Source organism: Pseudoalteromonas sp. DY56-GL22 (genome assembly GCF_041414715.1).
Taxonomy (GTDB): domain Bacteria; phylum Pseudomonadota; class Gammaproteobacteria; order Enterobacterales; family Alteromonadaceae; genus Pseudoalteromonas; species Pseudoalteromonas simplex.
In genome coordinates this window covers 20,121-46,458 of the sequence record NZ_JANHZR010000009.1, presented here as the reverse complement: position 1 = coordinate 46,458, position 26,338 = coordinate 20,121, and the positions used below count along the sequence as shown (strand labels likewise).

The 26,338-nt window shown below is 42.8% G+C and carries 21 protein-coding genes; 13 read left to right on the top strand and 8 right to left on the bottom strand.

Annotation, left to right across the window (positions count from 1 at the left end; translation table 11 throughout):
* Positions 1 to 14: 14 nt before the first annotated feature.
* A complete protein-coding gene (locus NO991_RS17395) occupies positions 15 to 938 on the top strand; it encodes an acetyltransferase (protein WP_371352233.1) in 924 nt (307 codons plus the stop codon).
* Positions 935 to 2,185: a mechanosensitive ion channel family protein gene (locus NO991_RS17390; RefSeq protein ID WP_054554419.1), complete on the top strand. Its 1,251-nt coding sequence runs from the start codon at positions 935 to 937 to the stop codon at positions 2,183 to 2,185. The genes NO991_RS17395 and NO991_RS17390 overlap by 4 nt, the downstream gene beginning before the upstream one ends.
* Here NO991_RS17390 and chrA read toward each other — a convergent pair.
* Complete coding sequence (gene chrA / locus NO991_RS17385) at positions 2,182 to 3,318, bottom strand: chromate efflux transporter (RefSeq protein ID WP_138618416.1); 1,137 nt, start codon at positions 3,316 to 3,318, stop codon at positions 2,182 to 2,184. The two genes, NO991_RS17390 and chrA, sit on opposite strands and share 4 nt — an antisense overlap.
* Positions 3,319 to 3,438: 120 nt before the next feature.
* Between chrA and NO991_RS17380 the strand changes: the two genes are divergently transcribed.
* Positions 3,439 to 4,218, top strand: a complete 780-nt coding sequence (locus tag NO991_RS17380) for an ABC transporter substrate-binding protein (protein WP_161804360.1) — start codon at positions 3,439 to 3,441, stop codon at positions 4,216 to 4,218.
* Between the two features lie 80 nt (positions 4,219 to 4,298).
* Positions 4,299 to 4,931, top strand: a complete 633-nt coding sequence (locus NO991_RS17375; RefSeq protein ID WP_054562840.1) for an OmpA family protein — start codon at positions 4,299 to 4,301, stop codon at positions 4,929 to 4,931.
* Positions 4,932 to 4,992: 61 nt separating this feature from the next.
* Here the strand turns inward: NO991_RS17375 and NO991_RS17370 are convergent, their stop codons facing one another.
* The gene (locus NO991_RS17370; RefSeq protein ID WP_371352232.1) at positions 4,993 to 6,765 is read right to left on the bottom strand and encodes an ABC transporter transmembrane domain-containing protein; all 1,773 of its coding nucleotides are present in this window, start codon (positions 6,763 to 6,765) and stop codon (positions 4,993 to 4,995) included.
* 77 nt (positions 6,766 to 6,842) lie between these two features.
* On the opposite strand from NO991_RS17370, the gene NO991_RS17365 reads away from it, so the two are divergent.
* The 6 genes from NO991_RS17365 (at position 6,843) to NO991_RS17340 (ending at position 16,108) form a co-directional block, all read left to right on the top strand.
* Entirely contained in the window at positions 6,843 to 7,247 is a 405-nt protein-coding gene (locus NO991_RS17365) for a DUF3224 domain-containing protein (protein ID WP_054554415.1), read from the top strand.
* Position 7,248: 1 nt separating this feature from the next.
* Positions 7,249 to 7,428, top strand: a complete 180-nt coding sequence (locus NO991_RS17360) for a DUF4177 domain-containing protein (protein WP_054554414.1) — start codon at positions 7,249 to 7,251, stop codon at positions 7,426 to 7,428.
* The gene (locus NO991_RS17355; RefSeq protein ID WP_054554413.1) at positions 7,428 to 8,045 is read left to right on the top strand and encodes a LysE family translocator; all 618 of its coding nucleotides are present in this window, start codon (positions 7,428 to 7,430) and stop codon (positions 8,043 to 8,045) included. Before NO991_RS17360 ends, NO991_RS17355 begins: the two co-directional genes overlap by 1 nt.
* Positions 8,046 to 8,232: 187 nt before the next feature.
* A complete protein-coding gene (locus tag NO991_RS17350; protein WP_371352231.1) occupies positions 8,233 to 11,127 on the top strand; it encodes a TonB-dependent receptor in 2,895 nt (964 codons plus the stop codon).
* A 22-nt stretch (positions 11,128 to 11,149) separates the two neighbouring features.
* Positions 11,150 to 15,466 carry an alpha-1,6-glucosidase domain-containing protein gene (locus tag NO991_RS17345; RefSeq protein WP_166341105.1) on the top strand — a complete coding sequence of 1,439 codons (4,317 nt, stop codon included), beginning with the start codon at positions 11,150 to 11,152 and terminating at the stop codon, positions 15,464 to 15,466.
* A 99-nt stretch (positions 15,467 to 15,565) separates the two neighbouring features.
* The gene (locus NO991_RS17340; protein WP_166341349.1) at positions 15,566 to 16,108 is read left to right on the top strand and encodes a PH domain-containing protein; all 543 of its coding nucleotides are present in this window, start codon (positions 15,566 to 15,568) and stop codon (positions 16,106 to 16,108) included.
* Here the strand turns inward: NO991_RS17340 and NO991_RS17335 are convergent.
* Both NO991_RS17335 and NO991_RS17330 read right to left on the bottom strand, forming a co-directional pair.
* Positions 16,105 to 17,895 (bottom strand): alkaline phosphatase, encoded by a 1,791-nt coding sequence (locus NO991_RS17335; protein WP_166341103.1) that lies wholly within the window; start codon positions 17,893 to 17,895, stop codon positions 16,105 to 16,107. The two genes, NO991_RS17340 and NO991_RS17335, sit on opposite strands and share 4 nt — an antisense overlap.
* Positions 17,896 to 17,957: 62 nt before the next feature.
* Positions 17,958 to 18,302: a rhodanese-like domain-containing protein gene (locus tag NO991_RS17330; protein ID WP_054554408.1), complete on the bottom strand. Its 345-nt coding sequence runs from the start codon at positions 18,300 to 18,302 to the stop codon at positions 17,958 to 17,960.
* A gap of 145 nt (positions 18,303 to 18,447) precedes the next feature.
* On the opposite strand from NO991_RS17330, the gene NO991_RS17325 reads away from it, so the two are divergent.
* The 3 genes from NO991_RS17325 to NO991_RS17315 are packed head-to-tail and all read left to right on the top strand — an operon-like array spanning position 18,448 to position 23,086.
* A complete protein-coding gene (locus NO991_RS17325) occupies positions 18,448 to 18,753 on the top strand; it encodes a metalloregulator ArsR/SmtB family transcription factor (protein ID WP_054554407.1) in 306 nt (101 codons plus the stop codon).
* A 3-nt stretch (positions 18,754 to 18,756) separates the two neighbouring features.
* Positions 18,757 to 22,044 carry an efflux RND transporter permease subunit gene (locus NO991_RS17320; RefSeq protein ID WP_371352230.1) on the top strand — a complete coding sequence of 1,096 codons (3,288 nt, stop codon included), beginning with the start codon at positions 18,757 to 18,759 and terminating at the stop codon, positions 22,042 to 22,044.
* Positions 22,034 to 23,086: an efflux RND transporter periplasmic adaptor subunit gene (locus tag NO991_RS17315; RefSeq protein ID WP_166341099.1), complete on the top strand. Its 1,053-nt coding sequence runs from the start codon at positions 22,034 to 22,036 to the stop codon at positions 23,084 to 23,086. Before NO991_RS17320 ends, NO991_RS17315 begins: the two co-directional genes overlap by 11 nt.
* A 16-nt stretch (positions 23,087 to 23,102) precedes the next feature.
* Here the strand turns inward: NO991_RS17315 and NO991_RS17310 are convergent, their stop codons facing one another.
* The 4 genes from NO991_RS17310 to NO991_RS17295 all read right to left on the bottom strand — a co-directional run bounded on the left by NO991_RS17310 (position 23,103) and on the right by NO991_RS17295 (position 26,208).
* On the bottom strand, positions 23,103 to 24,179 hold the full coding sequence (locus NO991_RS17310) for a hypothetical protein (protein ID WP_166341097.1): 1,077 nt from the start codon (positions 24,177 to 24,179) through the stop codon (positions 23,103 to 23,105).
* A 96-nt stretch (positions 24,180 to 24,275) separates the two neighbouring features.
* Complete coding sequence (locus NO991_RS17305) at positions 24,276 to 24,953, bottom strand: nitroreductase family protein (protein ID WP_166341095.1); 678 nt, start codon at positions 24,951 to 24,953, stop codon at positions 24,276 to 24,278.
* 29 nt (positions 24,954 to 24,982) lie between these two features.
* Entirely contained in the window at positions 24,983 to 25,345 is a 363-nt protein-coding gene (locus NO991_RS17300) for a DUF5329 domain-containing protein (RefSeq protein ID WP_166341093.1), read from the bottom strand.
* 8 nt (positions 25,346 to 25,353) lie between these two features.
* Complete coding sequence (locus tag NO991_RS17295) at positions 25,354 to 26,208, bottom strand: endonuclease/exonuclease/phosphatase family protein (protein WP_166341091.1); 855 nt, start codon at positions 26,206 to 26,208, stop codon at positions 25,354 to 25,356.
* Positions 26,209 to 26,338: the final 130 nt, after the last annotated feature.

Here is a 26,338-nt window from a genome sequence, read left to right as displayed (position 1 = left end):
TCGAGAGCACACATATGTTAAAGAAATTTTTACCAAATTGGTTAACAGGCGTTCTAGTTAGTATTGTCTTGTTTGCTAATGTGATTATTTGGGGCACGCTGGTGCTGCTGTTTGGTGTGCTTAAGTTACTACTGCCATTTAAGGTGGTTAGCGATATTCTTCATTTAGCTTATCGCGGTTGGTGTAAAGGTAACCGCTTTGCCTTGTGCTTAGGTTGCCCAGTAATTGAAATTGATATTAAAGGTAAAGTTACTACAGATGGTTGGTACTTACTTATCTCTAATCATATGAGCTGGCTAGACATTGTTGTTCTGAGTGCAATCGATGTTTTACCCGCGCCAAAGTTTTTCTTAAAAGATGAGCTGAAGTATGTGCCATTCATTGGCACTGGCGCATGGGCTATGGGTATGCCTTTTATGAAGCGGGTGAGCAAAGCGCAACTGGCAAAAAATCCTAAGCTGAAAGGGCTTGATGTTGAGCGCACCAAACGTAGCTGCCGTGATTTTCGTAATCACCCAACAACAATCATTAACTTTGTTGAAGGCACGCGCTTTACAAGTCAAAAGCACAGTAAGCAAAATAGTCCGTTTACTTACCTTTTAAAGCCCAAAGCAGGCGGTATAGCATTTGCTCTTGAGGTGTTAGGTGAGCAATTTGATGCATTATTAAATACCTCGATTATTTATCAGGGGGAGGGCGACCATATTTGCCGTAACCTTATGCGTGGCCGTTTAAACGTGATTAAAGTTGAAGTGCAAGTGCAAGCAATTAGCGCAGAGATGATTGGTGATTATCAGCATGACCGTGCATTTAGAACGGCTTTCCAACAACATATTAATGAGTTGTGGTTACAAAAAGATGCTCAGCTACTAACTTATCACCAAGCTCAGCAAGCTGAGTACCTTGCTACCATCAATAAGGAGATTGAAGCGCCATGAAGCAAACTCACCTACAAGAGTTGGTGATGCCTTGGTTTGAATCAATGCCAGACGCGGCGCTAATAAGTGCATTAACCGCTACAGCTATCGGTGTTGGCTCATTACTAATAATTTACATGTTTACCCGTCGCTTATTACTGCCGGGTATTCAAAAGGTTGTTACACGCCTGTCTCCTGAGCGTATTGGTGCGCTCACACCTATGCTCAATAAGTTAAACCGTCGTTTTGCAGGGATATTGTGCTGTGTACTTTATTTAGCGACCTTCGATTATGTTTATCCAGTTCATGATGTCGCTGCATTAGTACTTAAAACGGTGGGTCAAATTGCACTGATCATTTACGGTGGCTTCATTTTAAGTAGTGTGGTGAGCATTGCTGGTGGTATTTATAATCAGCTTGATTTTGCGCGCGATATTCCGATTCAGGGCTTGATCCAAGTTGTAAAACTTATCACTTTTATGGTTTGCGCCATTCTCATTGTGAGCATTTTGCTAGAGAAGTCGCCAACTTATATTTTGTCTGGTTTTGGTGCGATAGCGGCGGTGACCTTACTCGTATTTAAAGACACCATTTTGGGTTTTGTCGCCAGTATTCAAATAGCAGCTAATCGATTAGTGACTTATGGTGATTGGATCCAAGTGGATAGCTATGGCGCGGACGGTGAAGTTATCGACCTTGGTTTAAATACAGTAAAAGTGCGTAACTGGGATAATACCATTACAACCATTCCAACTTACATGTTAGTTGCAGGGTCATTTAAAAACTGGCGTGGTATGCAAGAGTCAGGTGGTCGTCGTATCAAGCGTTCTTTAAACATTGATATGAATAGTATTCGTTTGGTGGATGATGCTTTTCGAGAGCAAATTGATGATGCAATTCCTTTGCATGACTACATACGAGTAGCAAATTTACCTAACCCAGTAACAAATCTTGGCTTATTTAGACGTTATGCTGAAGGTTACTTAAAGCAACATGAAAAAATTAATCGTGATTTAACTTTAATGGTGCGAGAGCTGCAACCAATAAATCATGGTTTACCGATTGAGTTTTATTGCTTTAGTGAGGATAAGCGCTGGATTTCATACGAGCACTTGCAAGCAGAGATCATGGATCATCTACTTGCTGTTCTGCCTATTTTTGGGCTTAGACCTTATCAAAGTGTTACGGGTCAGTTGAGCACAAGCGAAGCCCAAACTGGCTTAAAACCTAGTATCAAGGTAGCTAATCCTCCACGTGAGAAAGCTTAAAGCTGACCAATCAATAAGCTAATCGTAATAAAGCCTAACAAAAGCCACCAAATAGGTGGCTTTGCCATTCTTAGCCATGTAAATGCTGCAATGACTAAAGCTACTTGCCATAGATTTTGCACTGCCGATTGCCAAATCGGTGAATAAAGAGCAGCGGCTAAAAACCCCACTACAGCGGCATTTAGCGCTGCGATACTGCCTGCAAAGCGTGGCTTATCTGCTAACTGTAACCAGCTTTTCATAAAGGCTAACATCAACAAAAAACCCGGTAAGAAAATCAGGATGGTCGCGACAATAGCACCTACAAGTGGAATGCTTGGTGTAACTTGTGCGCCTAAATAAGTAGCGATAGTAAACATCGGTCCAGGTATGGCTTGGGCACTGGCATAAGCCGATAAAAACTGCTCAGTTTCAAGGCTCGGTACACCAGCTTGTAAAATAGGTAACACAACGTGACCGCCACCAAAGACCATAGCGCCAGTTTGATAAAATGGGGCAAACAAAGAGAGCCATTCACCGAAAGGTAAAAAACTAATTAATAACAAGATGGCAAATAAGCCAAGTGGTAACCAAGCTATTTTCACTGATTTTTGCTCTTGGCTTTCAGGTAATTTAAGCTGTGGATAGCACCAACCTATAGCCGCTGCTGCAATAAGTACTAAAATTTGGCTCGATAATTGTGAGAAAATAATCAATACAACAGTACTTAGCACTGCTATAAGTTTATGTAAGTGGTTTTTGCAAAAGCTCATTGCCATGCTATAGGTTGCATCGGCAACAATCACTACTGCAAAGAGTTTTAGCCCAGCAATTACTGCAAAGTATATATCACCAAATTGATGAGCGCTTAGAGCCAGAAAAAACATGATTAAAAATGAGGGTAGGGTAAACCCAATAAAAGCACACAGGCCACCCAATACCCCTCCTTTTTCAACCCCCATCGCAAAGCTAACTTGACTCGAACCTGGGCCCGGTAATGCTTGGCTAAGACTAATCAGTTGGGCATAGCGTTCAGCAGAAAGCCATTTTAAATTATCAACAAAGTGGCGTTTGAAGTAACCAAGGTGTGCTGCAGGGCCACCAAAGCTCATACAGCCTAATAAAAAGAATTGCTTAAATATGATGAATAACATTGATTTGCCATCAGTAATTTTTTTTCAATTATGACAAAATTGTATGACATTTTTGTGGTTTTTATGACACAAGGCCGTCTACAATATACAGAACCAGTGAACGTAGTCATGAGTATCACTATGAAACACTACATTGCAAGTTTGTTGTTATTTTTTTTCAGTGGCTTAGTATCTGCGAACTCTTATGAGAAAGTGTTGGTGGCTGTTGATCATGCGCCCCCTTATGGCATGATTTCTGATGATGGTAAAGTGAGTGGCGCAATTGTTGATATCATGCGTGAAATGCAACCTAGCTTACCAATTAAGTTTGAGTATGTTGCTTGCCCATTTTCTCGTTGTTTAAAGATGCTTGAGCAAAATGAGCTGGATGTGATGGGCGGCCTTATTCGCACAGAAGCGCGCGAGCAAAAAATGCAGTTTCTTACCCCGCCTTATATGATGCTGTCGTCTTCTTTCGTGTTTTATGCAAAAGCTGATAGCGAGCTTAAAATAAACAATTATCAAGACCTAGTCGGTAAGCGCATTGCGGTAATGCGAGGTGCTGCGCATTTTCCCCGCTTCGACACTGATAAAACCCTCACTAAAATCGAGGCTTTAAGCGAACATAATGCTTTTGAGATGTTATTAAAAAATCGTGTTGATTTAGTGATTGCTGTTGAAGAGACTGCAGATCATGCCTCCGTTTTTTTGCAGCGACCTTCACAAGAAATTGTAAAAATGCCTTATCGCTATAAAGATGTTATTTATGGTCACATTGCCCTAAGTAAACAGTTTGCAAGCTCGAGTTTAGCCGAAAAAATTCAAGAGCGCCTCAATACCTTAGTCCTCAATGGCCGTTTAACAGAATTGGTCAAAAGTTATAACTTACCTCCGGTTACTGCTGTAGCAATCGATAAGTAACCCATTCTTCATAGTTTGTTCATAGACGTTCATTCATAATTGTAAACAATTCAATTTGAATAATTGCCATGGAGAGACACATGACTTTTACAAAATCAGTTTTAACAGTGGGCGTATTAGCCGTTTTATTGACAGGTTGTGAGACAACGAATACAGGTAAAGGCGCTGCGATTGGTGCTGCTACAGGTGCCGTTCTAGGTAAAGCAACTGGCGACCACGATGATAAACGTATCTTCATTGGTGCGGCTATTGGTGCATTAGCAGGTGCAGCCGTTGGCGATTATATGGATAAGCAAGAAGAAGCATTTCGCGATGAGCTAGCAGGCTCAGGTGTTGAAGTGGTTCGTGAAGGCGACAATATTCGTCTAGTCATGCCATCAAATATTACTTTTGCAACTGACCAATCTTATATTTCGTCGGGCTTTCATAGCACCTTAGATGCGATTGCTAAGGTGATGAATAAATACGAAAAAACCTACTTAAGCGTAGAAGGTCATACCGACAGCACAGGTAAAGATAGCTACAATATGACGTTATCTCAACAACGTGCGCAAAGCGTAAAAGATTACTTAGTGAATCATCAGATTATGTCTGCGCGTATCAGCACACGAGGCTATGGTGAAACACGCCCTGTGGCAAGCAATGACTCAGCAAATGGCCGAGCTTTAAACCGCCGCGTAGAAATTCAGATCGTACCGAATACACAAGGTTAGATTTTATATCTAGATTTGTGGTCAGGTTTGATATGCCCTTTCAAACCTGACATTTCCCTTCTTAATCTCGATTAAACTGTAATTCGCACAATTGTTTATACAATGGGTTAGTCTCAAACAATTGCTGATGCGTACCCGTTGCAATTATTTCTCCTTTATCCATCACGACAATCACATCGGCGTGTTTAACCGTTGCCAAACGATGGGCAATGATCAGTGTTGTTCTGTCTTTCATTAGATGCTCAAGGGCAGCTTGTACATGAAACTCACTTTGTGCGTCGAGTGCACTGGTTGCTTCATCAAGCAATAAAATTGCAGGGTCTTTTAATATTGCGCGGGCCAGAACTATGCGTTGTTTTTGCCCACCTGAAAGCCTAACACCTTGCTCCCCTAAAAAGCTGTGGTAACCATCTGGCAGTTGACTAATAAACTCATCGGCATGGGCATATTTGGCCGCCGCATATACTTGCTCGTCGCTGGCGCTTGGGTTGCCATAACGTATGTTATGCATTACGTCTGAGCTAAATAAAATTGGGTTTTGTGCCACCATCCCCATTTGCTGGCGTAAGCAATCAAGAGAGAGTGCTTTTATGTTTATTCCTGCCAGCGAAATACTCCCTGAGCTTGGGTCGTAAAAGCGCTGCAGTAACTCAAACAACGTTGTTTTACCAGCCCCCGATGGGCCAACGATAGCAAGAGTTTGACCTTGTTTTACTTGTAAATTCAGCGTATTTAAAGCGGCTTTATCTGGCCTTGAAGGGTAATGAAAAGATACCTCATTAAACTCGATAGCAGGGTGATTAAGTTTGTTTGCTTCAAGTTGTGCATCATGATTTGTATCTGGACTTTTGATCATGCTTTCAACGGCAAGTAGCTCTAACAGCCGTGCTGCTGCACCTGCGGCTCTTTGCAGCTCACCATACACTTCGGCAACGGTTGCTACAGACATCGCCACCATAATCGCATAGAACACGAAAGCACCTAGCTCACCACCTGTCATAGTGCCAGCTAATACGTCACTGCCACCAACCCAAAGCATCACGCTAATAGCACTAAAGGTCAGAAATATCACCGCTGCAATCAAAAACGAGCGCTGTTTGATTCGGCTCTTCGCTACTTGAAACGCCTTGTTGGTCTCTTCGCTAAATGCTGCTTTTTCACGTTCTTCATGGCTATAACTTTGCACTACTTTAATATTTTGAATGATCTCACCAGCATAGGTGCTGATATCGGCAATGGCATCTTGGCTTGAGCTTGCCAGTTTTCTTACATTTCGGCCAAAAATCATCATCGGCACTAATACTACTGGTACGCAGGCAACAACGACAAGAGTCAGCTTTAGGTTGGTAATTAGTAACATAGCCAAGCCACCAATCAGCATTAAACTACTACGTAGTGCCATTGAAAAAGAGGAACCAATGATAGATTGCAACAAGGTGGTGTCGGTGGTCAGGCGCGACATCAGCTCGCCACTACGGTTTTCTTCAAAGTAGCTGGGGTGTAGTGTAACGATGCGATCAAACACGGCTTTACGGATATCGTTACTGACTCGCTCACCAATCCACGACATTAAATAAAAGCGACAAAAAGTACCTACAGCTAATAAGCTTATTAAACCAATCAACACCATTACTGCTTGTTGAAGTTGAGCTTGCGAGCCTGCAATAAAGCCATGGTCGATAACAAATTTAACGCCTTGTCCGAGTGATAAGTTAACAGCGGCCGTAAGCAGCAAGGCGCCAAGGGCCGCAAACACCATCCATTTATAGGGTTTTATAAAAGCTAAAATCGGTAACAGGCTGCTAAATGCGGCCTTTTCTTTATTGGTAGACATGCTAGATTCTTGTTGATGAATAGGGTATAGATATGGTTATCAATGCTCTAAAAATCAACAGTTATTAAGGGATTAGTATGGAATCTACAACGATCAGTGGTCAATTCACCGTAAAGTTAAACCCAATTGGCGGCTATGCCACAGGGCAAGATGGCGTAAATTTGGGACGCATGTCGATTGATAAACAGTTTTCAGGTCCATTAGAAGCAACAAGCCAAGGCGAAATGCTCAGTGCCATGACTGCAACTCAGGGCAGTGCAGGTTATGTAGCGATAGAGCAAGTTGTTGGTAGCTTAGAAGGTAAGCAAGGCAGTTTTGTGCTGCAACATTTTGGCACCATGGATAAAGGGGCTGACCGATTGATTTTAGAAGTGGTACCAGACTCAGGCGCAGGTGAACTTGAAGGTATTTCTGGTAAAATGGCAATTCGAATTGAATCGGGTATTCATCATTATGACTTTGAATACCAACTGACGGACTAACATGCAAAAAGTTGTAGAGTTTAAAAAGAAACGCTTTTTTGGCGGCATCGATATTGATGCATTAAATCAACGAGTGTTCGAATTAGGACAAGCAGGTTGGCAAGTGAAAACCATCACTACAGCAACAGGGGTTTATGGTCAGATAACATCCGTTTTATTACTAATTGAGAATAACGAATAATGACACTAACTGAGTGGTTGAGTTTAGTTTTAATTTGCGTGATGGGGGCAATGTCGCCGGGGCCGAGTTTAGCTGTGGTTTTAAAACACAGCTTACATGGCGGTATGAAGAACGGCATGTTAGCGGCGTTGAGCCATGGTATTGGGGTTGGCTTTTATGCGTGTGCCTCGTTACTTGGCTTAGGTGCGCTGATGACTCAGTTGCCAACGCTTTATCAAGTGCTGGTCTATGGCGGTGCAGCCTATCTCGCATATTTGGGTATTCGTATTTTGTTAGCTAAACCTAGCTCGCAAACATTGAATGTTGAGCAGACTAAGCCGAGTCCTCGTAGCGCACTGCAAGATGGCTTTGCTATTGCCTTTTTAAACCCAAAACTTGCGGTGTTCTTTTTAGCACTGTTTTCGCAATTTATTGATCCTGAAAAGCTGACTTTGCAAGTTGGTTTAATTATGTGTTTAACGGTATTTGTGCTTGATACGGGCTGGTATCTAGTTGTTGCACTGTTAACCGACATATCAAAAAAGCGTTTTGGTTTCACCAAGACAAATCCATGGCTCGAAAAATTGCTAGGGATAATTTTTATTGCTCTAGCTGTTCGCGTCGTTATTACTTTATAAATCCCTCTATATTGCGATTACATCACTAATAAAAAAGGGTTGTGATCGCTACTCTCCCCAGCAAGCTCCTATTGCATACGTATTCATCACACAATATTTACCTTTTGGTTACACTTTATTGGTTGTTTTTTGACAACAACAATAACCACAAATACAACACCTCCAACGACAACAGGGTGGAAATCCAATGGGGAAATTCAAGCTAAGTGCACTTATGCTGGCTTTAGTGGCAGCAAATAGTGCAATAGCGGCGACGGAAGAAGAACGCACATCAGCAAAGGAAATCGATCCTGAGCTTGAAGTAATCGAAGTGCGCGGCTTTAGTCGCAGCTTAATTCAATCATTAAATCAAAAACGCTTTAGCGACACAGTCTCTGAGCAACTATCAGCTGATGACTTAGGGGCATTACCTGATGTGTCTATGGCTGATGCATTAACACGTCTACCGGGGATCTCGGCGGTACGTACCGGAGGCCAAGCTGCCGAAATCAACATCCGCGGTTTATCTGGTGGATTTGTTTTTTCGACATTAAATGGTCGTGAGCAAGTATCTACTAGTGGTAGTCGCAGTATTGAGTTTGACCAATACCCCTCTGAGTTAATCAGTTCAGCGGCGGTCTACAAGTCGCCTAAGGCATCGCTTATTGAAGGGGGCGTCGCGGGTACAGTCGAGCTACAAACAGCAAGCCCTTTGGATAATGACCAGCAACACAAATTTACTGCGAATGTGCGTGGTATGTATAACGACCGTGCTTCAGAGGTCTTTGATGCAACCGAGTACGGCGACCGTATTAGCTTTTCTTACCAAGGTAAGTTTCTTGACGATACGCTAGGTGTCGCAGTGGGTTACGCGCGCTTATTCCAACCAAGTGTGGCGACTCAGTTTATTGGTTTAGCATATAACGGAAACAAAGATGTTGATGGACTGGCAAATGATACCGATGGCCCTGCAGGTAATCCTGCCAATGAATACATCAGCGAGGGATTTGAGCTTCAGCACTTAGGTGGTGAAGAAACCCGTAATGGTTATTTAACCTCAATTGAATGGGTGCCAGCCGATAACTTTAAATTAAAGGGTGATGCGTTCTTATCGCGTTTTGATAGCGAGTCATTTGCCCGTGGTTTCCGAGTTAAGTTTGGTGGTCCGTCTGCGGTGTATGCTAACCCAGTGCTTGACGGTAATGCGGTGATTGGTGGTGCAATTAACCGTACATCAAATAGCTTTACCCGTGTTGAAATCGTTAATGATGATAACCAAGATTTCGATGAAGTAGACAGCTACGGCATTAATGCCGATTGGCAAGTTACTGAGCGTTTAAACGTCAATGCTGACGTGTCGCTATCACGTGCTAAGAGTAATTTCCGTAATGGTTTACTTTGGGCATTGGTTTCGGAAGATGCCACCGTTGAGAACCCAGTATTCGATACCAATGTATCGCTTAACTATCAATTGAACGGCTTAAACTTGCCTGATGTAGGTTTTAACCAAGCCGACGCATTTAGCGATATTGACCGAGTTATGGTCAGTAAATACGGTATTTACCCGTATGAAAATGAAGATGAAGTAAAAGCATTTCGACTCGATTTTAAGTATGAGTTAGAGAATAACTGGTTTAGCTCCATTGAATTTGGCGCTCGTTATTCAGACCGTGAGTACAGCAATAATCGCTCTGTATTTGAATACGGTAACGACGGTGCATTTTCTTCGACTCAACCACCGCTTCGCCTTACCGATGACATGGCTACAGTCGTCAATTGGCAAGGTGAGTTTAGTTATTTCCCATCATATCTAGCGATAGATTTAGATAAAGCACTTAACGCATGGTTCCCAAATGGTATTCCGCAACCAGTACAAACCTGGGGTAATGCTGATGGTGTTGTTGATTTAGATGGTGATGGTGAGCCAGATGCACAAGACTATACCACTAACTATTCATGGACCATGTTGCAAAGTGGTTCAGTGTATGAAGAAGTAGTGTCAGCCTATCTGATGCTTAACATTGATACTGAAATTGGCAAGCTGCCAATTACAGGTAATATTGGTATTCGCCGAGTAGATACCGATCAGTCCGCGACGGTGCTTGAAAACGTCGGTGGTGACCCACAACTCGGTGCGCAGTATATTGTTGATGACAATGGCATTGTTAACGACCTTTATGCACCAAGCGTGTTAGGCATAAAATACACAGACTACCTGCCTTCATTAAACCTAAACTTTAAAGTGAGTGACGCGACACAAATTCGTTTTGCTGCGGCAAAAGTGATGGCGCGTGCTCCGATTAACCGTTTAGCAGGCGATGCCAGTGCATCGGTTAACAATGACGGCGAAATTAACGGTTCAAGTACTAATAATCCATTCTTAAAACCTTTTTATGCGGATCAGTACGATATCTCGTACGAGCAATACTTTGAAGACACCGATGGTGCGCTGGTTGTTGCTGCGTTTTATAAGAATATCGACTCATTCATAGACACGGTAGCCATAGAGAACTTTGACTTTAAGGGTAATGGTTTTAACGTACCAGAATACATTGTTGACCCTGTCAGCGGTGAGCAAATCGAAACTACTAATGGTGTGTATGAAACTGCGGTTAATAATGCCAAAGGGGGTTATATTCGTGGTATTGAGCTTGCCTATACGCAAGTTTTCTCTTTCTTACCCTCGCCGTTTGAAGGCCTAGGCATTAATGCCAGTTACTCATATACCGAGAGCGAAGTGCAGTCTATCACCGACTTAGGTGGTGATTCTGTGTCGCAAGATTTGCCTGGCCTGTCAAACAATGTCTTTAACGGCACACTTTTTTACAGCTATGAAAACTTTGAAACACGTTTGAATGTGCGTTATCGCGATGATTTCGTTTCAGAGCAAGTTGCTGTCAATGAGCAAGTGGTGAACTTTGATGCGGAAACGGTTATCGATTTCCAAACGTCGTATCAGTTCACAGATTCATTCGGCATGTTATTACAAGTGAATAACTTAACCGATGAACCAACACAAAGCTACTTTGGAACAACCAGTAAAACAGGCACCACGCAATTCTTTGGTCGTCAGTTTTATCTAGGTTTTACCTATAACCATTGATCAGTAAGCTGGAGATAATAATATGAAAATAATAGCTAATTTTAGCCGCTTACTGATTGCATGTAGCATGGTATTGCTAACTGCATGTGGTGGTGGCGCTAGTAACGATATAGATTCTGGGCAAGTTTTATTGACCTGTAGTGTCCCGCAAGTTCCCAATGAAGCGGGGACTGAGTGTGTAGATCCACCACCGATTAGTTGTCCGGCACCAACGGTACCCGATGAGAATAATGAAAGCTGCGTGGTAGGCGCTGATCCCACTTTGCCTGATCCTGTGGTTTTCCCTGCAGATGACGAAGCCATCTTATTCTATAACCGCACCAGTGATGATGCCTATGAAGGTTATCGATTACACTCATGGAATAATGATGACTGTGATGCGTACGCAGCGCCGTTTGATGCTACTGATTGGGCCAATGGTCATGAATACGATGGTATTGATCCTAACTATGGCGCGTACTGGATTGTAAAATTAAAAGAAGGTTACAACGAGTGTGCTAACTTCATCGTGCATATTGGAACCGAAGGGTCCGGCAAAGCGTTTGGTGATGTTGATTTAAAAATGCCATTGATGCAGGACGATGAAAAGTTCCAACGTATGAACTTTACCATTCATGGTGAACCATCAGTATTTGAATATCCAATTATAAGCTTAGGTGAGCGCCCGGTGAGTATTTCTGGTGCTTCAGCGCATTGGATTGATTTATCTACTGTGATTTACCAGCCAAGTAATGAGCTGACAAGCATCATTAAATTACACTCATCAAACAGTGCAGATTTAGCTGTCGATGAAGATACTGGTGAGTTAAATGGTCAAGTGGTTGAGCTTATATCGACATCTTTAAGCGATGAACAAATCGCTAAAGTACCACACCTTGCCGGATGGAATGCGTACCAAGGTAACTGGGATGCAGCCGCTGCAAAAGAGCTTATTAAACAACAATTAGTTGTGGCGGGCTATGATGCTGATGGCAAGCTAACAGAAGCCACTTATGTGCAAACCGCTAAAGCCCTAGATGACTTATACACCAGTGGCGAAAGTGATGCTAATGAAGCACAACTAGGTGTGCATTACGCCAATAATGGCATTGATGTGTCGGTATGGGCTCCAACGGCAAGCAATATGAAATTAGTGCTGTATGATGCTGATAAAACAGAGCTTGAACAACTTGTGATGACCTTTGATAGCGCAACGGGTATTTGGTCTAGCAATATCGATATCAGTCACGATCGCCATTACTACCGCTTTATGTTTGATGTTTATCATCCTACGACTAAGCAAATTGAAAGCTTATGGAGCACAGATCCTTATTCATTAAACGTTTCAACCAATGGTCTATATAGCCAACTGATCAACCTTGATGATGAAGATACTAAACCAACCGGCTGGGATGAGCGTATGGTGCCAACGGTTGATTACCCTGAGCAAGCGGTCATTTACGAAGGTCATGTGCGTGATTTTAGTGTACGGGATGAAACCGTCAGTGAAGCAAACCGTGGTAAGTATCTAGCGTTTACTGAGCTTGATAGCGCACCAATGCAACATCTTAAAAAGCTAGCAGATAATGGTTTAACTCATTTCCATTTACTGCCACTGACAGATATTGGCACCATAGATGAAGATGCCAGTCAGCGTGTTGATATCACTGCAACCTTAGGTGATTTATGTAGCCGCATTGACGATGATGCCGATGCATGTAAAACCGAAGATAAGAGTTCATTGATAGTTGATTTAATGGCGTCATACCTACCTGGCTCTGATGATGCTCAAGCACTTGCTAATGCAATGCGTGGTGTTGATAGCTTTAACTGGGGTTATGATCCGCATCATTTTATTGCGCCTGAAGGCTCTTACGCTTCATCGCCTGAAGGTATTGCACGAGTCAAAGAAACGCGTGCGATGATCCAGTCTTTACAAGAAATTGGTTTACGTGTCGTCCTTGATGTTGTTTATAACCACACGACCTCATCAGGTGTTTGGGATAAATCAGTGTTCGATAAACTGGTACCAGGTTACTACCACAGATATAACGAAACATCCGGCGATATCGAGCGTTCAACCTGTTGTGAAAATACAGCAACAGAACATGTCATGATGGATAAGTTTGTTGCTGACTCTATGGTGATTTTAGCCCGTGACTTTGGTTACGATAGCTTCCGCTTTGATGTGATGGGGCATATGCCAAAAGCATCAATTATGACCGCGCTTAGTGCAGTACAAGCAGTTGACCCAGATACCTACTTCTACGGTGAAGGGTGGAACTTTGGTGAAGTCGCTGATAACCGTTTATTTGTGCAAGCTAAACAAATGGATATGGCTGGCACTGAAGTAGGCACCTTTAATGACCGTATCCGTGAAGCAATTCGTGGTGGTGCGTTCTTTAGTAATAATGCCACAGATGGCAATTTATCTGAGCAAGATACGTTGCGTTTATCACTGGCAGGTAACTTACAAAACTACATTCTTAAAGACTTTAAAGGTAATTCAGCAAAAGGCAGCAGCTTTAGCTGGAGTGGTCAGCCAGCGGCTTACGCTCTTGACCCGGCTGACAGCATTAACTATGTCTCTAAGCATGATAATGAAACTCTATGGGATCAGCTGCAATATAAACATGGCACTAACTTAAGTATTGAAGAGCGTGTGCGTGTTCACAATATGGCTTTAGCTATGCCGCTGATGAGCCAAGGTATTCCATTTATGCAAATGGGTGCTGATATGCTGCGTTCTAAATCAATGGATCGTAACAGTTATGATTCTGGTGATTGGTTCAACTTTGTTGATTTCAGTATGGATACCAATAACTGGAATGTAGGCCTGCCACCTGCGCAAGATAACCAAGCGAAGTGGGGCGAAATTGCACCTATTTCTGCAAATACGAATGCGCAAGCGATGGCAAGCGACATTGAGTACGCAAGTAATGTATTTACCGAGTTCTTAGCAATTCGTAGTGCCAGCCCATTATTTAGTTTAACCACAGAGCAAGACATTCTAGACCGCGTTGGCTTCCACAATATTGGTAAGCGTCAACAACAAGGTTTAGTGGTGATGAGTATTGATGATGGTGTTGGGTTGACTGACCTAGATAGCCAATACGATGCCATTGTTGTGGTGATGAACGGTACGGAGCAAAGCTTATCGCATACGGTATCAACGGCTGCGGGTTTTGAGCTTCATCCTGTTTTAAAAGCGAGTGTTGACTCAAGTATGTCAGCAGCAAGCTTTATGGCTGGTGAGGGCGAAGGTACCTTTAATGTTCCGCCATATACTGTTGCTGTGTTTGTGAAACCACAAGCTGATGCTCAAGGCGAAGGCCTAAGTGCCGATGCGACTGTGGGTGCGCCAGATATTGTGCCATTTGGTAGCACAGAGGTTTATGTTCGTGGCACGTTAAATGACTGGGGTACGGCAAATAGCTTTGAATATGTGGGTGATGGCGAGTACAAAATTGCGATTCCTCTAACAGCAGGCAGCTATGAGTTTAAAGTGGCTTCTGAAGATTGGTCTACCGTTGATTTTGGTGCGCTTTCTGCCGATGTTGCTGAAGTGCTCGAAGGCGAAGATGAGCTGCTAACACGCAGTGGCGCCAATATGACCTTTACGGCGGCAATGGATGCTGTTTATGTGTTCTCATTCGATGCCACAGACACCGATAACCCAGTACTTAAGGTTTATAATGAAGAACCATTTGTTGGTACGCCAATTTATGTACGCGGTAGCTTAAACGATTGGGGTACCAGTGACGAGTTAATGTATCAAGGTAAAGGTGTTTATACCTTCACTAAACAATTAACTGCGGGTAGCTATGAGTTTAAAGTGGCCTCTGAAGATTGGAACACGGTGGATTATGGTTCAGGTGAAAGTAGTGCAGCGGTTACAGTGGGTACTGAAAAACTACTCGCAGTAAAAGGCGCAAATATGACAATGGATATTGCAAGCGATGGTCAATATCAGTTTATGTTTGATGCCAGTAACCTTGAAGAACCACTTATGACTGTATTCAATGCAGAAATGTTTGGCGAAACTCAAGTGTACTTACGTGGTAGTGTAAATGATTGGAGCACAGATAACCCACTGATTTATGCTGGTGATGCGATGTACAGTACTAGCATGACTTTAGAAGCTGGTGACTATGAGTTCAAAGTCGCTTCTGAAGACTGGAATACGGTGGATTATGGCGGCAGTGGTGATGCCCCTGTTGCTGTGCTTGGCGAAGCGGCTTTACTAGAAGCCGTTGGTGCCAATATCGCCTTGAGTATCCCAACAGCGGGTGATTACCGCTTTACAGTGCAAGGACCTGATCTGAGTAAACTAACAGTGACGGTTGAAGCAGTGGAATAGCTTTCCCTGCAGTACCCTTAAGCCGGGCTTTTGCTCGGCTTTTTTTGTATTTAATGAAAAGTTTGTATATTGTCATAACTCTCTATCAAGGAGCCTATGATGACAGAAACCAGTTTAACGAGTGCTAGCTTTGATCCAAAAGTAAAACAATATTGGTTATTACTGGGTATTTTTACCTGTGTGATTAGTATGGTAGGGATCCCTTTCATTCCCGTAGTTGCGTTAATAATCTGGCTGGTGGCAGGGCGTATTTTAGCGGCGATGTCAGCCACGTTGTTAACACGTAAGTTAGTGGTAAAACGCGGTGTCTTCTTTAAAGAAGAAAAATCGATCCCACTTGAAAAAATAACCGATGTAGCACTTAGCCAAGGCCCTTTAATGCGCCAATTTGGTCTTTATCGACTGAGCTTTGAAACGGCAGGTCAATCAGGGCAAGGTGCATTAGTATCATTGCTCGGAGTGGTTGATGCAGAGACGTTTCGCGAGGCAATCTTAAAACAAAAAGATGAGATGACTCAAAGCAGCAGTATTAAAGCTGAGCATCAACCTGAAGATAGTCAGTTAGAACTGCTGCGTTCACTTACTTATAGCGTAAAAAACATTGAGCAAATGTTAGTTACGCTATTAGATGAAAAGCGTTAAGCCATTTGTAAAGTAGGGTTACCAGCTTGTACGCTGAGCGCTTTTTGACGCTCGCTAAGCAGTGTGTAATCGGCTGTTTTAACGCTACTTACATAATGCCACTGGGCAAGCGCTTGTTGTTGAGTAAAGGTGACGGTTAAGTAGCCGCGTTCAACTAAGTTATTGTAAGCTAGGTCGTTAACCAATAATGCAATGACTTGCTCAATTTGTGCGACAGCTTCGCTCGATTGCGTATTTAACGCTAAGTAGTTCTCAAGACCTGGTGATGAAACCGAAGATGCTGCAAATTCAACACCAGCTGCGGCTTTAGCAGAAACAGGATTGCTTGCATCAGTGACTAATTGTCCTGCCCAACTGTTATGCGTATCACCTGCCAAAACGACCAAATTCTTTTGTGCTGCAATTGCAGTCCCAAGTATTTGCTCGCGCTCATAAGCATAGCCATCCCATGCATCAAGATTATAAGGTGCTGTTGTTTCTACACGTGCTCGCTGTTCACTAGTAACCGTTGGATCGCCAGCTAATACGCGCCCTTTAATTTGCGCAAGCTCACTAAATAATGTGTTTGCTTGAGCAAGTAATGCCGAGGGATCAGCACCGTTTGCTTGAGTCACTTGAATATTCATTAGTAACTGTAAAATCTCGAGTGGCAAATGCATTTTGGTCATCAGCACCTGTTGCCCAAGTACTTGCCATTGTGTTGTTGCTGTCGTTAAACCATCAGTCAGCCATGTAAGTTGCTCGTTACCTAATAGAGCACGAGTAGGTGAGCTAATTGCTGCAACAAAGTCAGTTTGTCCTTGGCTGCTGGTTAAGTCGAAATCCGCATAATTAACTTGCTCGTCGCGCGCCAAAACACGGGTATCGAGCATGTGTAATGAAACTAAATTACCAAACTCAAAGCGTCGATAAATACGTTCTTTATCGGCAACATTACGGATAGGCATCCATTCAAAGTATGCTTGTAGCGCATGCATTTTGCGCTCGCTAAATTCACCTTCGCCGTCGTTGTGATTTTCAGCGCCACTATGCCATGTATCATTAGTTATTTCATGGTCGTCCCAAACAGTAATAAATGCACAATGACTATGGGCAGCTTGCAAGTTATCGTCTTTACGATAATGGGCGTAACGTTTGCGATAATCCGCTAAAGAAATGATTTCATCGCTATTGTCATCAGGTAATAAACGGCCAAGTTCGGCGGCATCTTCAGTGGCATAACCTGTATTACCGTATTCATAGATGTAGTCACCTAAGTGCAGTACTGCATCTAAATCGGTTTGTTTTGCGATTTCACCATACACATGGAAGTAGCCTGCAGGATAGTTAGCGCAAGAGACAACGGCAAATTTTACTTGTTCTATGTTGTCGGTTGGAAGTGTTTTACCTGCTCCAGTGGGTGAGGTTTTACCATTACTTATGAAGCGGTAGTAATAGGTGGTGTTGGCATCGAGACCTTGCAGATCAACTTTTAAGGTGAAGTCAGTTGCATCGCTTACCTGTGTTTCGCCATCATGGCTAATGGTTGTAAAGTTAGCATCTGTTGAGGCTTGCCAAACTACGTTAACACTCGTGACGTTTTCAAGAGGGGTTATGCGAGTCCAAATAATTAGACTGTCAGCGAGCGGGTCGCCACTGGCAACACCGTGATCAAAGTTGACAGGGATTTGCTTTGTAGTTTCGTCATCATCGTCATTAAGACTACAGCCCGTTAAACCAAAAGATAAAACGGCGGCTCCAAAACCAGCCGCCGATGCTTTTAAAAAGCGTCTGCGCGTAAAAGTCATTGCTCTGTACCTATAAGTAGAAAAGTACGAGCTTATCCGACCAGTGTTACTGTTCTATGAAGTTAAAACACCTGACAAATTTGTTCTGTATTACAGGTGATTACAGTGACATTTTCGTAGCCAACACGAGTCAGTGCTTCGGCACTGAGTGTGGCGCGGGCACTACTTGCACAGTGTAAGTAAATGGGTCTTGCAGGATCTTTTTCGATTTCCATTAATTTCATTTCAAGTACACCGCGTGGGATATTAATTGCACCTGTTGCTGCTTTAGTTGCGTGCTCAGCAGGCTCACGTACGTCAATTAATAAACCATGGTTTTCGCTTAGCTCTTGTTTTGCTTGGTCAGCGCTAATGCGGCGCTGGTTTGGGGCAACAATTTTCATTAAGTCAGGAATTGGTGTCAGCATACTAATCCTCCATACCAAGTTTTCGTAAAAGGGTGATGTATTTAATATATTAGATAACACTATATTAGTAAATTCTAATATTAGACTTTTCTAATATATCAATCTATACTTTAGCGGCATTTTAAGAATATAGAGTAGTGTGAATATGAACATCGATTTTGCGGCTATGGCCGACAATGTGGAGCAAGCAGAGCAAATGCTAAAGATATTGGCGAATAAAAATCGCTTGATGATCTTATGTTCGCTGCAAGATGGTGAAATGAGCGTGAGCGAATTAAACGAAGCTGTGCCGTTGGCGCAGTCTGCATTATCGCAACACTTAGCGGCGCTGAGAAAAGCTCAGATAGTTGCTACTCGACGCGAAAGCCAAACTATCTATTATCGCGTGGTTGATGAAAATGTAGTATCGATCCTAGCAACTCTATATGGCTTATTTTGCAAAGGTAATTAAGCAGTGAGTGCTATCGATAATGCTGTTAAAAACAGCTTGAGCGGCCGCCTTCCTGTTATAATTTTTATTATGTCGGTGTTGCTTGGCTTAATGGCATTAAAGCAAACCCCTCGTGAAGAGGAACCGCAAATTGTGGTTCCTATGCTTGATATATATGTAGCAGCACCAAACGTTGAAGCGCCAGAAGTAGCCAGGCTGGTAACAGAGCCATTGGAGAAGTTATTGGCGCAGTTAACGGGTGTTGAGCATATTTACTCAACTACACAAAGTAATGCTGCTGTTGTCACTCTTCGTTTTGAAGTCGGTCACGATCGTGAGCAAGCTATTCTCGACACTTACGCTAAACTCTATAGCTATCAACACACTATGGCGTCAGTGATCAGCTCATGGCAAATACGTCCGGTTGAAGTGAACGACGTGCCAATAGTAATGCTGGGCTTATTTAGTAAAGATCCAAAACTTTACGATGACTATCAACTAACTCGTTTTGCCAACGAAATCGCTAACAGTTTACAGCGCATCGAAAACACCAGCGAAGTGAAAGTGATTGCTGGTAGAATCCGTCAATTAACAATTAACCTTGATGCAAGCGCTCTTGCTGCCCATCAAACAACCCTAACCGATGTGTATTATGCGCTTAGCGTATCTAACCAATTAGTGAATGTGGGCAGTGTTGTTGAGGGTAAGCAGCAAATTGCCTTACAAGTGGGTGATGTTTTACGCTCTCAATCTGCGATAGAACGGCTTGTTGTCAACGTGGTAAACGGTAAGAGTGTTTATCTAAGCGATGTGGCCGAGGTGAGTGATGGTCCAAGCGAAGCGCAAAGCTATCAATGGCTGGCTCATTCAGATAACCAACAACAACTTCCTTTAGTCACCATTAGTGTCGCTAAGCAAGCTGGCACCAATGCGGTCGCTGTAGCCAACGAAGTGCACAGCATGATGGACAGTTTATCGGCTAATCTATTGCCAGATGAAGTGGGCTACACCGTACTGCGTGATTATGGCCAAACCGCGAACGAGAAAGTAAATAACCTTACCTCAAGCTTAGTGTTTGCGGTATTTACCGTGGTTATTTTTGTTGGCGTATTTTTAGGTTGGCGACCAGCGATTGTGGTTGGTTTGGCAGTGCCTATTTGCTACGGCATCACCCTGACACTTGATTTTGCCTTTGGCTATACAATTAACCGAGTCACACTGTTTGCACTAATCCTTTCTTTAGGTTTGTTGGTTGATGATCCAATTACTGGGATAGACAACATAAGTCGTTTTTTAACCCACAAAGGCGATAAAAAACAACGCATAGTTGATGCCATGAGCGAAATTCGTGTGGCGCTGTTTATGTCTACATTAACCATTATGGTGGCGTTTATCCCACTTGCGTTTATTACTGGCATGATGGGGCCGTACATGGCACCGATGGCATTCAATGTGCCAATTAGTGTAATGGTTTCGACCATAGTGGCATTTTTTGTTACGCCGTGGTTGGCAATGAAACTACTTAAAGCGCCAGTCGGTGACAGCGTACAACTCGATGCCAATCAGCATGGTTTATATGAGCGCATATTATCACCATTACTTGAGTCTAAAGGCCGTGCCAAACTCGTTTTATGGACCACATTAGCTTTGTTTGTCGCCAGTGCCATGTTACCCGTAATGCGTGCAGTGCCTTTAAAGCTATTACCGTTTGATAATAAAAACGAGTTACAAGTTTTAATCGATATGCCTGAAGGTACAAGCCTTGAGCAAACCGCCGCTTTCACTCGACAAGTACAAACCATCACTTGGCAATTAAATGAAGTAAGCGAGGCGGCAGCCTACGTTGGTCAGCCATCAAGCATGGACTTTAATGGTATGGTGCGTGGTTATTATCGACGTGAAGCTGCTAATTTAGCTGAACTCAGAGTATTACTGCTCGATAAAACTGAGCGTGATCATCAATCTCATGGCGTGGTCATGCGCTTGCGTGCCGCATTAGCGCCACTGGCAACCGATGGCATTGTAATTAAAGTGGTTGAAGTGCCACCGGGTCCGCCGGTTTTAAGTACCTTAGTGGCTGAAGTTTACAGTGAGCCATTTGTTGATACAGACACGCACTATCAAGCAGCCCTTGCTGTTGCTGCAAGGTTAAAACAAGAGCCGCATGTGGTTGAAGTTGATACCAGTATTGCTGCCAATGCGCCCTTACAGCGTTTTATTACCGATAAAAGTAAAGCGTCATTGTCGGCGGTGTCTACACAAGATATTGCCCAGACCTTAGCCATTGCTTCGCATGGGCAAAATGTTGGGGTGTTATATGTTAGCGGCGAAACAGACCCTGTCGATATAAAGTTACAACTGCCATATCAAGATCGTAACCAATTTGCTCAATTGCTGGCATTACAAGTTCGTGGTGATAGGGAGCTTGCAAAAACCAGTGATGAATTTGGGCTGCAAAGTGCACCGCGTACGCTGGTGGCGCTCTCTGAGTTAGGTGAATTTCAGCATCAAGATGTTGCCAAGCCAATTATGCGTAAAGATCAGCGTAATGTTGTGTATGTAATGGCTGAGTTAAATGGGCGTACACCCGCTGAAATTATTGCTGACGTCAATGCTGACTTAGGCATTAGCGCTGACGAATTTAGCCAAACTGATTGGCAAAGTAGGCACTTTTTCAATAATGGCGGTAGCCAAGCTTGGCAATTACCTGCTGGCACTGACGTGACTTTTAGTGGTGAAGGTGAATGGCGAATTACTATTGATGTATTCAGAGATATGGGGATTGCCTTTGCGTTTGCGCTCACTGCCATTTTCATTATCTTACGCATTCAAACAAACTCTGCCAGTTTGTCACTGATCATCATGTCGGCTATTCCATTAACCGTAATAGGGATCATGCCGGGCTTTTGGCTATTAAATCAATTTGGAGAGCGCAGCATTGCTGGTGCTCCAGAGCCGGTGCTATTCACCGCAACAGCCATGATAGGCATGATTGCACTTGCCGGTATTGTGGTTCGTAACTCACTTATTTTAGTTGAGTTTATTAATCAAGCTCGCGGCCAAGGTATGGCAATTAAACAGGCTTTGATTGCCGCAGGTACGGTGCGTATGCGCCCTGTGTTACTCACCGCGGGAACCACCTTATTAGGTAACTTGGTGATCACCCTAGATCCGGTATTTAGCGGTCTAGCGATTGCAATTATTTTTGGTATTGTGGCATCAACATTGTTCTCATTATTTGTTGTGCCACTGGTTTATTATTTCGTGTTTGCAAAGGATGCAGCCAAAGAGGAACAAGCTCATGCAGGGTAAATCGAAACTTACTGGTTCAATCATCGCGTTATCTGTGATCATTGTGGCGGTACTTTACATGGCGGGCAGTTTCTCTGATAAGCAAGCTGCAGGCATGAAAAACCCATCAGCAAATGATTACACTGGTCAGTTAGTGACAGTGACACTGGCAGATATTGCGCGTGATGAAGTTGTACCGGGCACCGTGATTGCAAAACAAAATACGCAAATCTCTTCTCGTGTAATGGCACAAGTTGAGCGTTTAAATGTACGCGCTGGCGATACTGTAAAACAAGGTGACGTGCTAATTACCTTGCAGCAAGATGACTTTAAAGCAGGGCTGGCTCAAAGCGAAGCACAAATAAATGCGATTAATGCATCGCTGACTCAAGCAGAGAAACAACTAAAGCGTATTAACGATTTATACAAGCAAGGTTTGGTATCTGTTAGCGAATACGACGATGCAAAAGCAAGGTTCGATAATTTAACGGCGAACCTAGCGATTGCTAAACAGCAGCAAACACAAGCGCAAGTTGCACTGAGTTTTACGCAAATTAAAGCGCCGATTTCAGGTGTTGTGGTTGAGCGTTTTGCAGAGCCTGGCGATACCGCAACTCCTGGCACGCCATTACTCGCACTGTATAACCCACAACAATTGCAATTAGCATTTGATGTCAGAGAACAACAAGCAATTAAGTTGAATGTTGGTCAAACTCTAACGGTTAAACTACCTGCTTTATCTACGTCAATGCCTGCCACAGTGACAGAAATTGTGCCGGTTGCTGATAGTGCTGCGCGTAGTATGGAGATCCGTTTAGAAACAGATGCGCAAACTGGATTAATGCCAGGGCTTTATGCGCAATTACAATTACCGCTCGCCACTGAAAAAGGGGTGTTGATTGACTCAAGCTGGGTGCACCAATATGGCCAATTGAGTATGGTCTATTTACTTGAAAATAATCAGATAGTGCGCCGCTATGTGCGCCTTGGCGAAATGCTCGATGGTAAGCAGCACATCGTTTCAGGTTTAAACCCGGGTGATGTGCTGGCTGTTGATTATTAATTTTCCAAGTATTGATTTAGCATGGGACTTTAATGGAAGCTGTCTTTACGCCTTGGGTGTCATAATAGTGTTTTTCACAATACTGATTCTCCCAGCCGCCAGAGCCTCCACCAAAAATAGGTGTGCTACCGCCGCCGCTACCGCCGTCTACTATAGGTGTTTTAGGTGAGTGAGATAGGTGTTGATCTAGTGCCTCTTCAAGGCAAGTAGAAATGCTTTTCACTCCTGGTTTACTTAGTTGAGAGAGCGTATACCCTTCGAATTTAGTAAACAATGGATTTAATTCGACATCTAACCCTCTAAATTCTTTTATCCATTTTATATTAAATACTACTTTATAGTCTGTGCTTGCTGGTACATCAGAGTTGTTAGATAAATCAATTGTAGAATTGAATGTACGCGATACTTTTTTCCAGCTACCTTGATAAGAAAATCCTGCAGCGAATAGTGAAAAGCCAAGTGAATCCATTTCATCGGTTAAGAAAAAAGATTCAGGATTATTAAAATCGCTGTGAGCTTTTTCATTTAGCTTTGTTTGTAAATCTGAAGCAGTTCTTCCTCCATATGCTGCATTAACTGCGCTTTTTATGTATGAAGGGCATGTTTCAGTATTAGCTTCGTTGATTGACATAAAGCTATTCATGTTGCCGGATGAGCTTCGTACAGGTTGTTGTTTAATTTGCGCTTTAGCTTCTTCTATAAAAGTGGAAAAATTTTTATCTGTGATTTTGACCTTGTTTATAACTGATAAGTCATTACTTGTTGGTGAGGCGTTATGAATATACTTTTCCAGATTAAAAGCTGGTAAGCCTTGGTTGTGATAACCAATTAGAAAAGCAAAATGGTTATCGCTTTTTGTATCAGCAATTATTACTTTTTTTTCGTCGGTATAACAAGCTTCATTTCCAAAAGTCATTTCTTGATTGGGATTAGATGACTTACAACGCATATGTGGTGATTCTTGATTTGCATAGTACTTTGCTTCGCTATAACTACAGCTTTCACACAAATGCAGAGTAATATCTTTTTCCATAGCACATACAGAAGTGCTTGCCAGTGTAAAAAATAAAGAATAAAAATAGATTCGTTTCATCGTAGCTCCTTGCTTTGATTTAATACTTGGTTATATAACGTTGTTAACATTTAGTTCCCAATATTTAAACGTTAAGTTTTTTTAGTTACATGTCAATCAAATAAAGGTCGCTATTTCGTCCAGCGACTTTTTCACTAAGGCATGCTCAGGGATGGTTGCATCTGTACTTGGGTAGCCTGCAATTAGCAGCATGTAAGGGCGCTCATTATCTTTATCGCGGCCACAAATTTCGGTTAAAAAGCTCATTGGCTTTGGTGTATGCGTAAGGGTTGCAAGGCCAGCTCTGTGTAGTGCTTGAATTAAAAAGCCGGTTGCTAGGCCAACAGATTCATGAACATAGTAATTGGTATTTTTGTCATCGGCAGAAATACCGCCTTTCTTTTGACTAAACACGGCAATGAGCCAAGGTGCATGCTCAAGATAGGGCTTACTGGCATCGGTGCCAAGTGGTTTTAAGGCATCTAACCATTCTTCACCCGCGCGACCTTCATAAAATGAGCGCTCTAATTTTTCAGCTGCTTCTCGAATTTGTTTTTTCACATCGCTGCTGTGTATTGCTACAAAGTGCCAAGGTTGATGATTGGCGCCGCTCGGTGCAGTGCCAGCCGCTTTAATACAAGTTTCGATTATTTCTCTTGGCACTGGGCGGTCGCTAAAGCTACGAATACTGTGGCGACGCTGACTCACGGCTAAAAACTCTTCGGCGCGTTTTAGCATCTCGTCATGGGGGTACTCAATAAAGTCATTAAGTGGCTGATTTTTGTGTTCTTGCATGGCTTTTCGCTTCTTGTGTGTTGATGATTTTAATTATGCATATGTTGGTTTCGACGGTACTCTTTTAATTCATTGCTTAACCAATCTTTTGCATTGATTAAGTTACCATTGCTGAGTTTAACTTTATAGGGCTTACCGCTCCATGAGCTTTTGCTCGCCAGATTTTCGATAAACTTTTCGGCAGTTTTTGCATAGCGGGTTGCTTTTCGATACTTCATAGCTAGGTGTTCGGCAGCATCTTGGCTTGAGTGCTCTGTGCCGTTGCGAATAAATACGGCATCACTCTTAGCGACAAAATCAATGAGGTGATTTATCTCTTGTTCTGGGGTCGCTGCATTACTGAATTGGCTAATGCTCAATAACATTAACGCGATAAGCCAATATCCTTTCATTGTTATTTTCACTGTACTTTTTGCTCTATGGTCAAGGTTGCAATTATTGGATTATGATCTGAGCTTACAAGCTCAGGTACTATGGTTGTCTTTATTTTGACACCACGCACCCATACTTGGTCAAGTGCTAACCCAAATGCTTTGGTACGTTTATCATCTAAATAGATAGCTTCGTGCAAACCTAGCTGGGTCAATGTTTGCTGTAATAAGGCTTGGCGTTCATCACTCCAGGTATTGAGATCACCGGCAAATACAATAGGGCCTCTATGCGTTCGCATAATAGCGGCGGCATCGTCTAGCTGTTGTTTGAAGTCACTAACACCCATCGTAAAGTTAATGGCATGCAGGTTAATACTCAGTAATAACTGTTGATCTGGCAGCGCATATTCCACAATATTGGTGGCTTTTGGGCTACGTAGCCAAGGCTCTTTATGGGTGAGTGTACAATGCACAGTAGCTGGCCAGCGGCTGAGTGTCATAACTCCAGATTGCACGCCGCCACTCTTATACCCTTTAGCAAAGCGCCAATAGGGTTTGAGCTTTGTAAGCGAAGGTTCTTCGATAGCTTCTTGTAGTAACACAATATCAGCACCGGCATTTAGGTTTTGCAAATCTGTGAGTAAGCCATCTATTTGTGCTTTGTAGATATTCCAACTCAATAACTTGAACTGATAGGGCAAAATATAATGTTCAGCGTAAGTTTGCATACGACTTTGTGCTAACTGCTGTTGGCAATTAGCAAGGTTCACAGCGGTTTTGGTTATACCTTGTTGCTCATCAGAGCTAGGATCGCTTGAAAAGCTATACCAAGACAGCACACTCAAACACACAAGTAATAAAAATATACGCAGATATGCCGTCATAATGACCTTTAGTTACGTTCCTTGAGAGTTAGTCGTTGTTAGCCTCAGTTTAGTTCAAAGGCTAAATGTTAGAAACTGTAGTATTTTCTACAATTTCTATACGCTTTCTTACCCAAAATGAGTACTCATA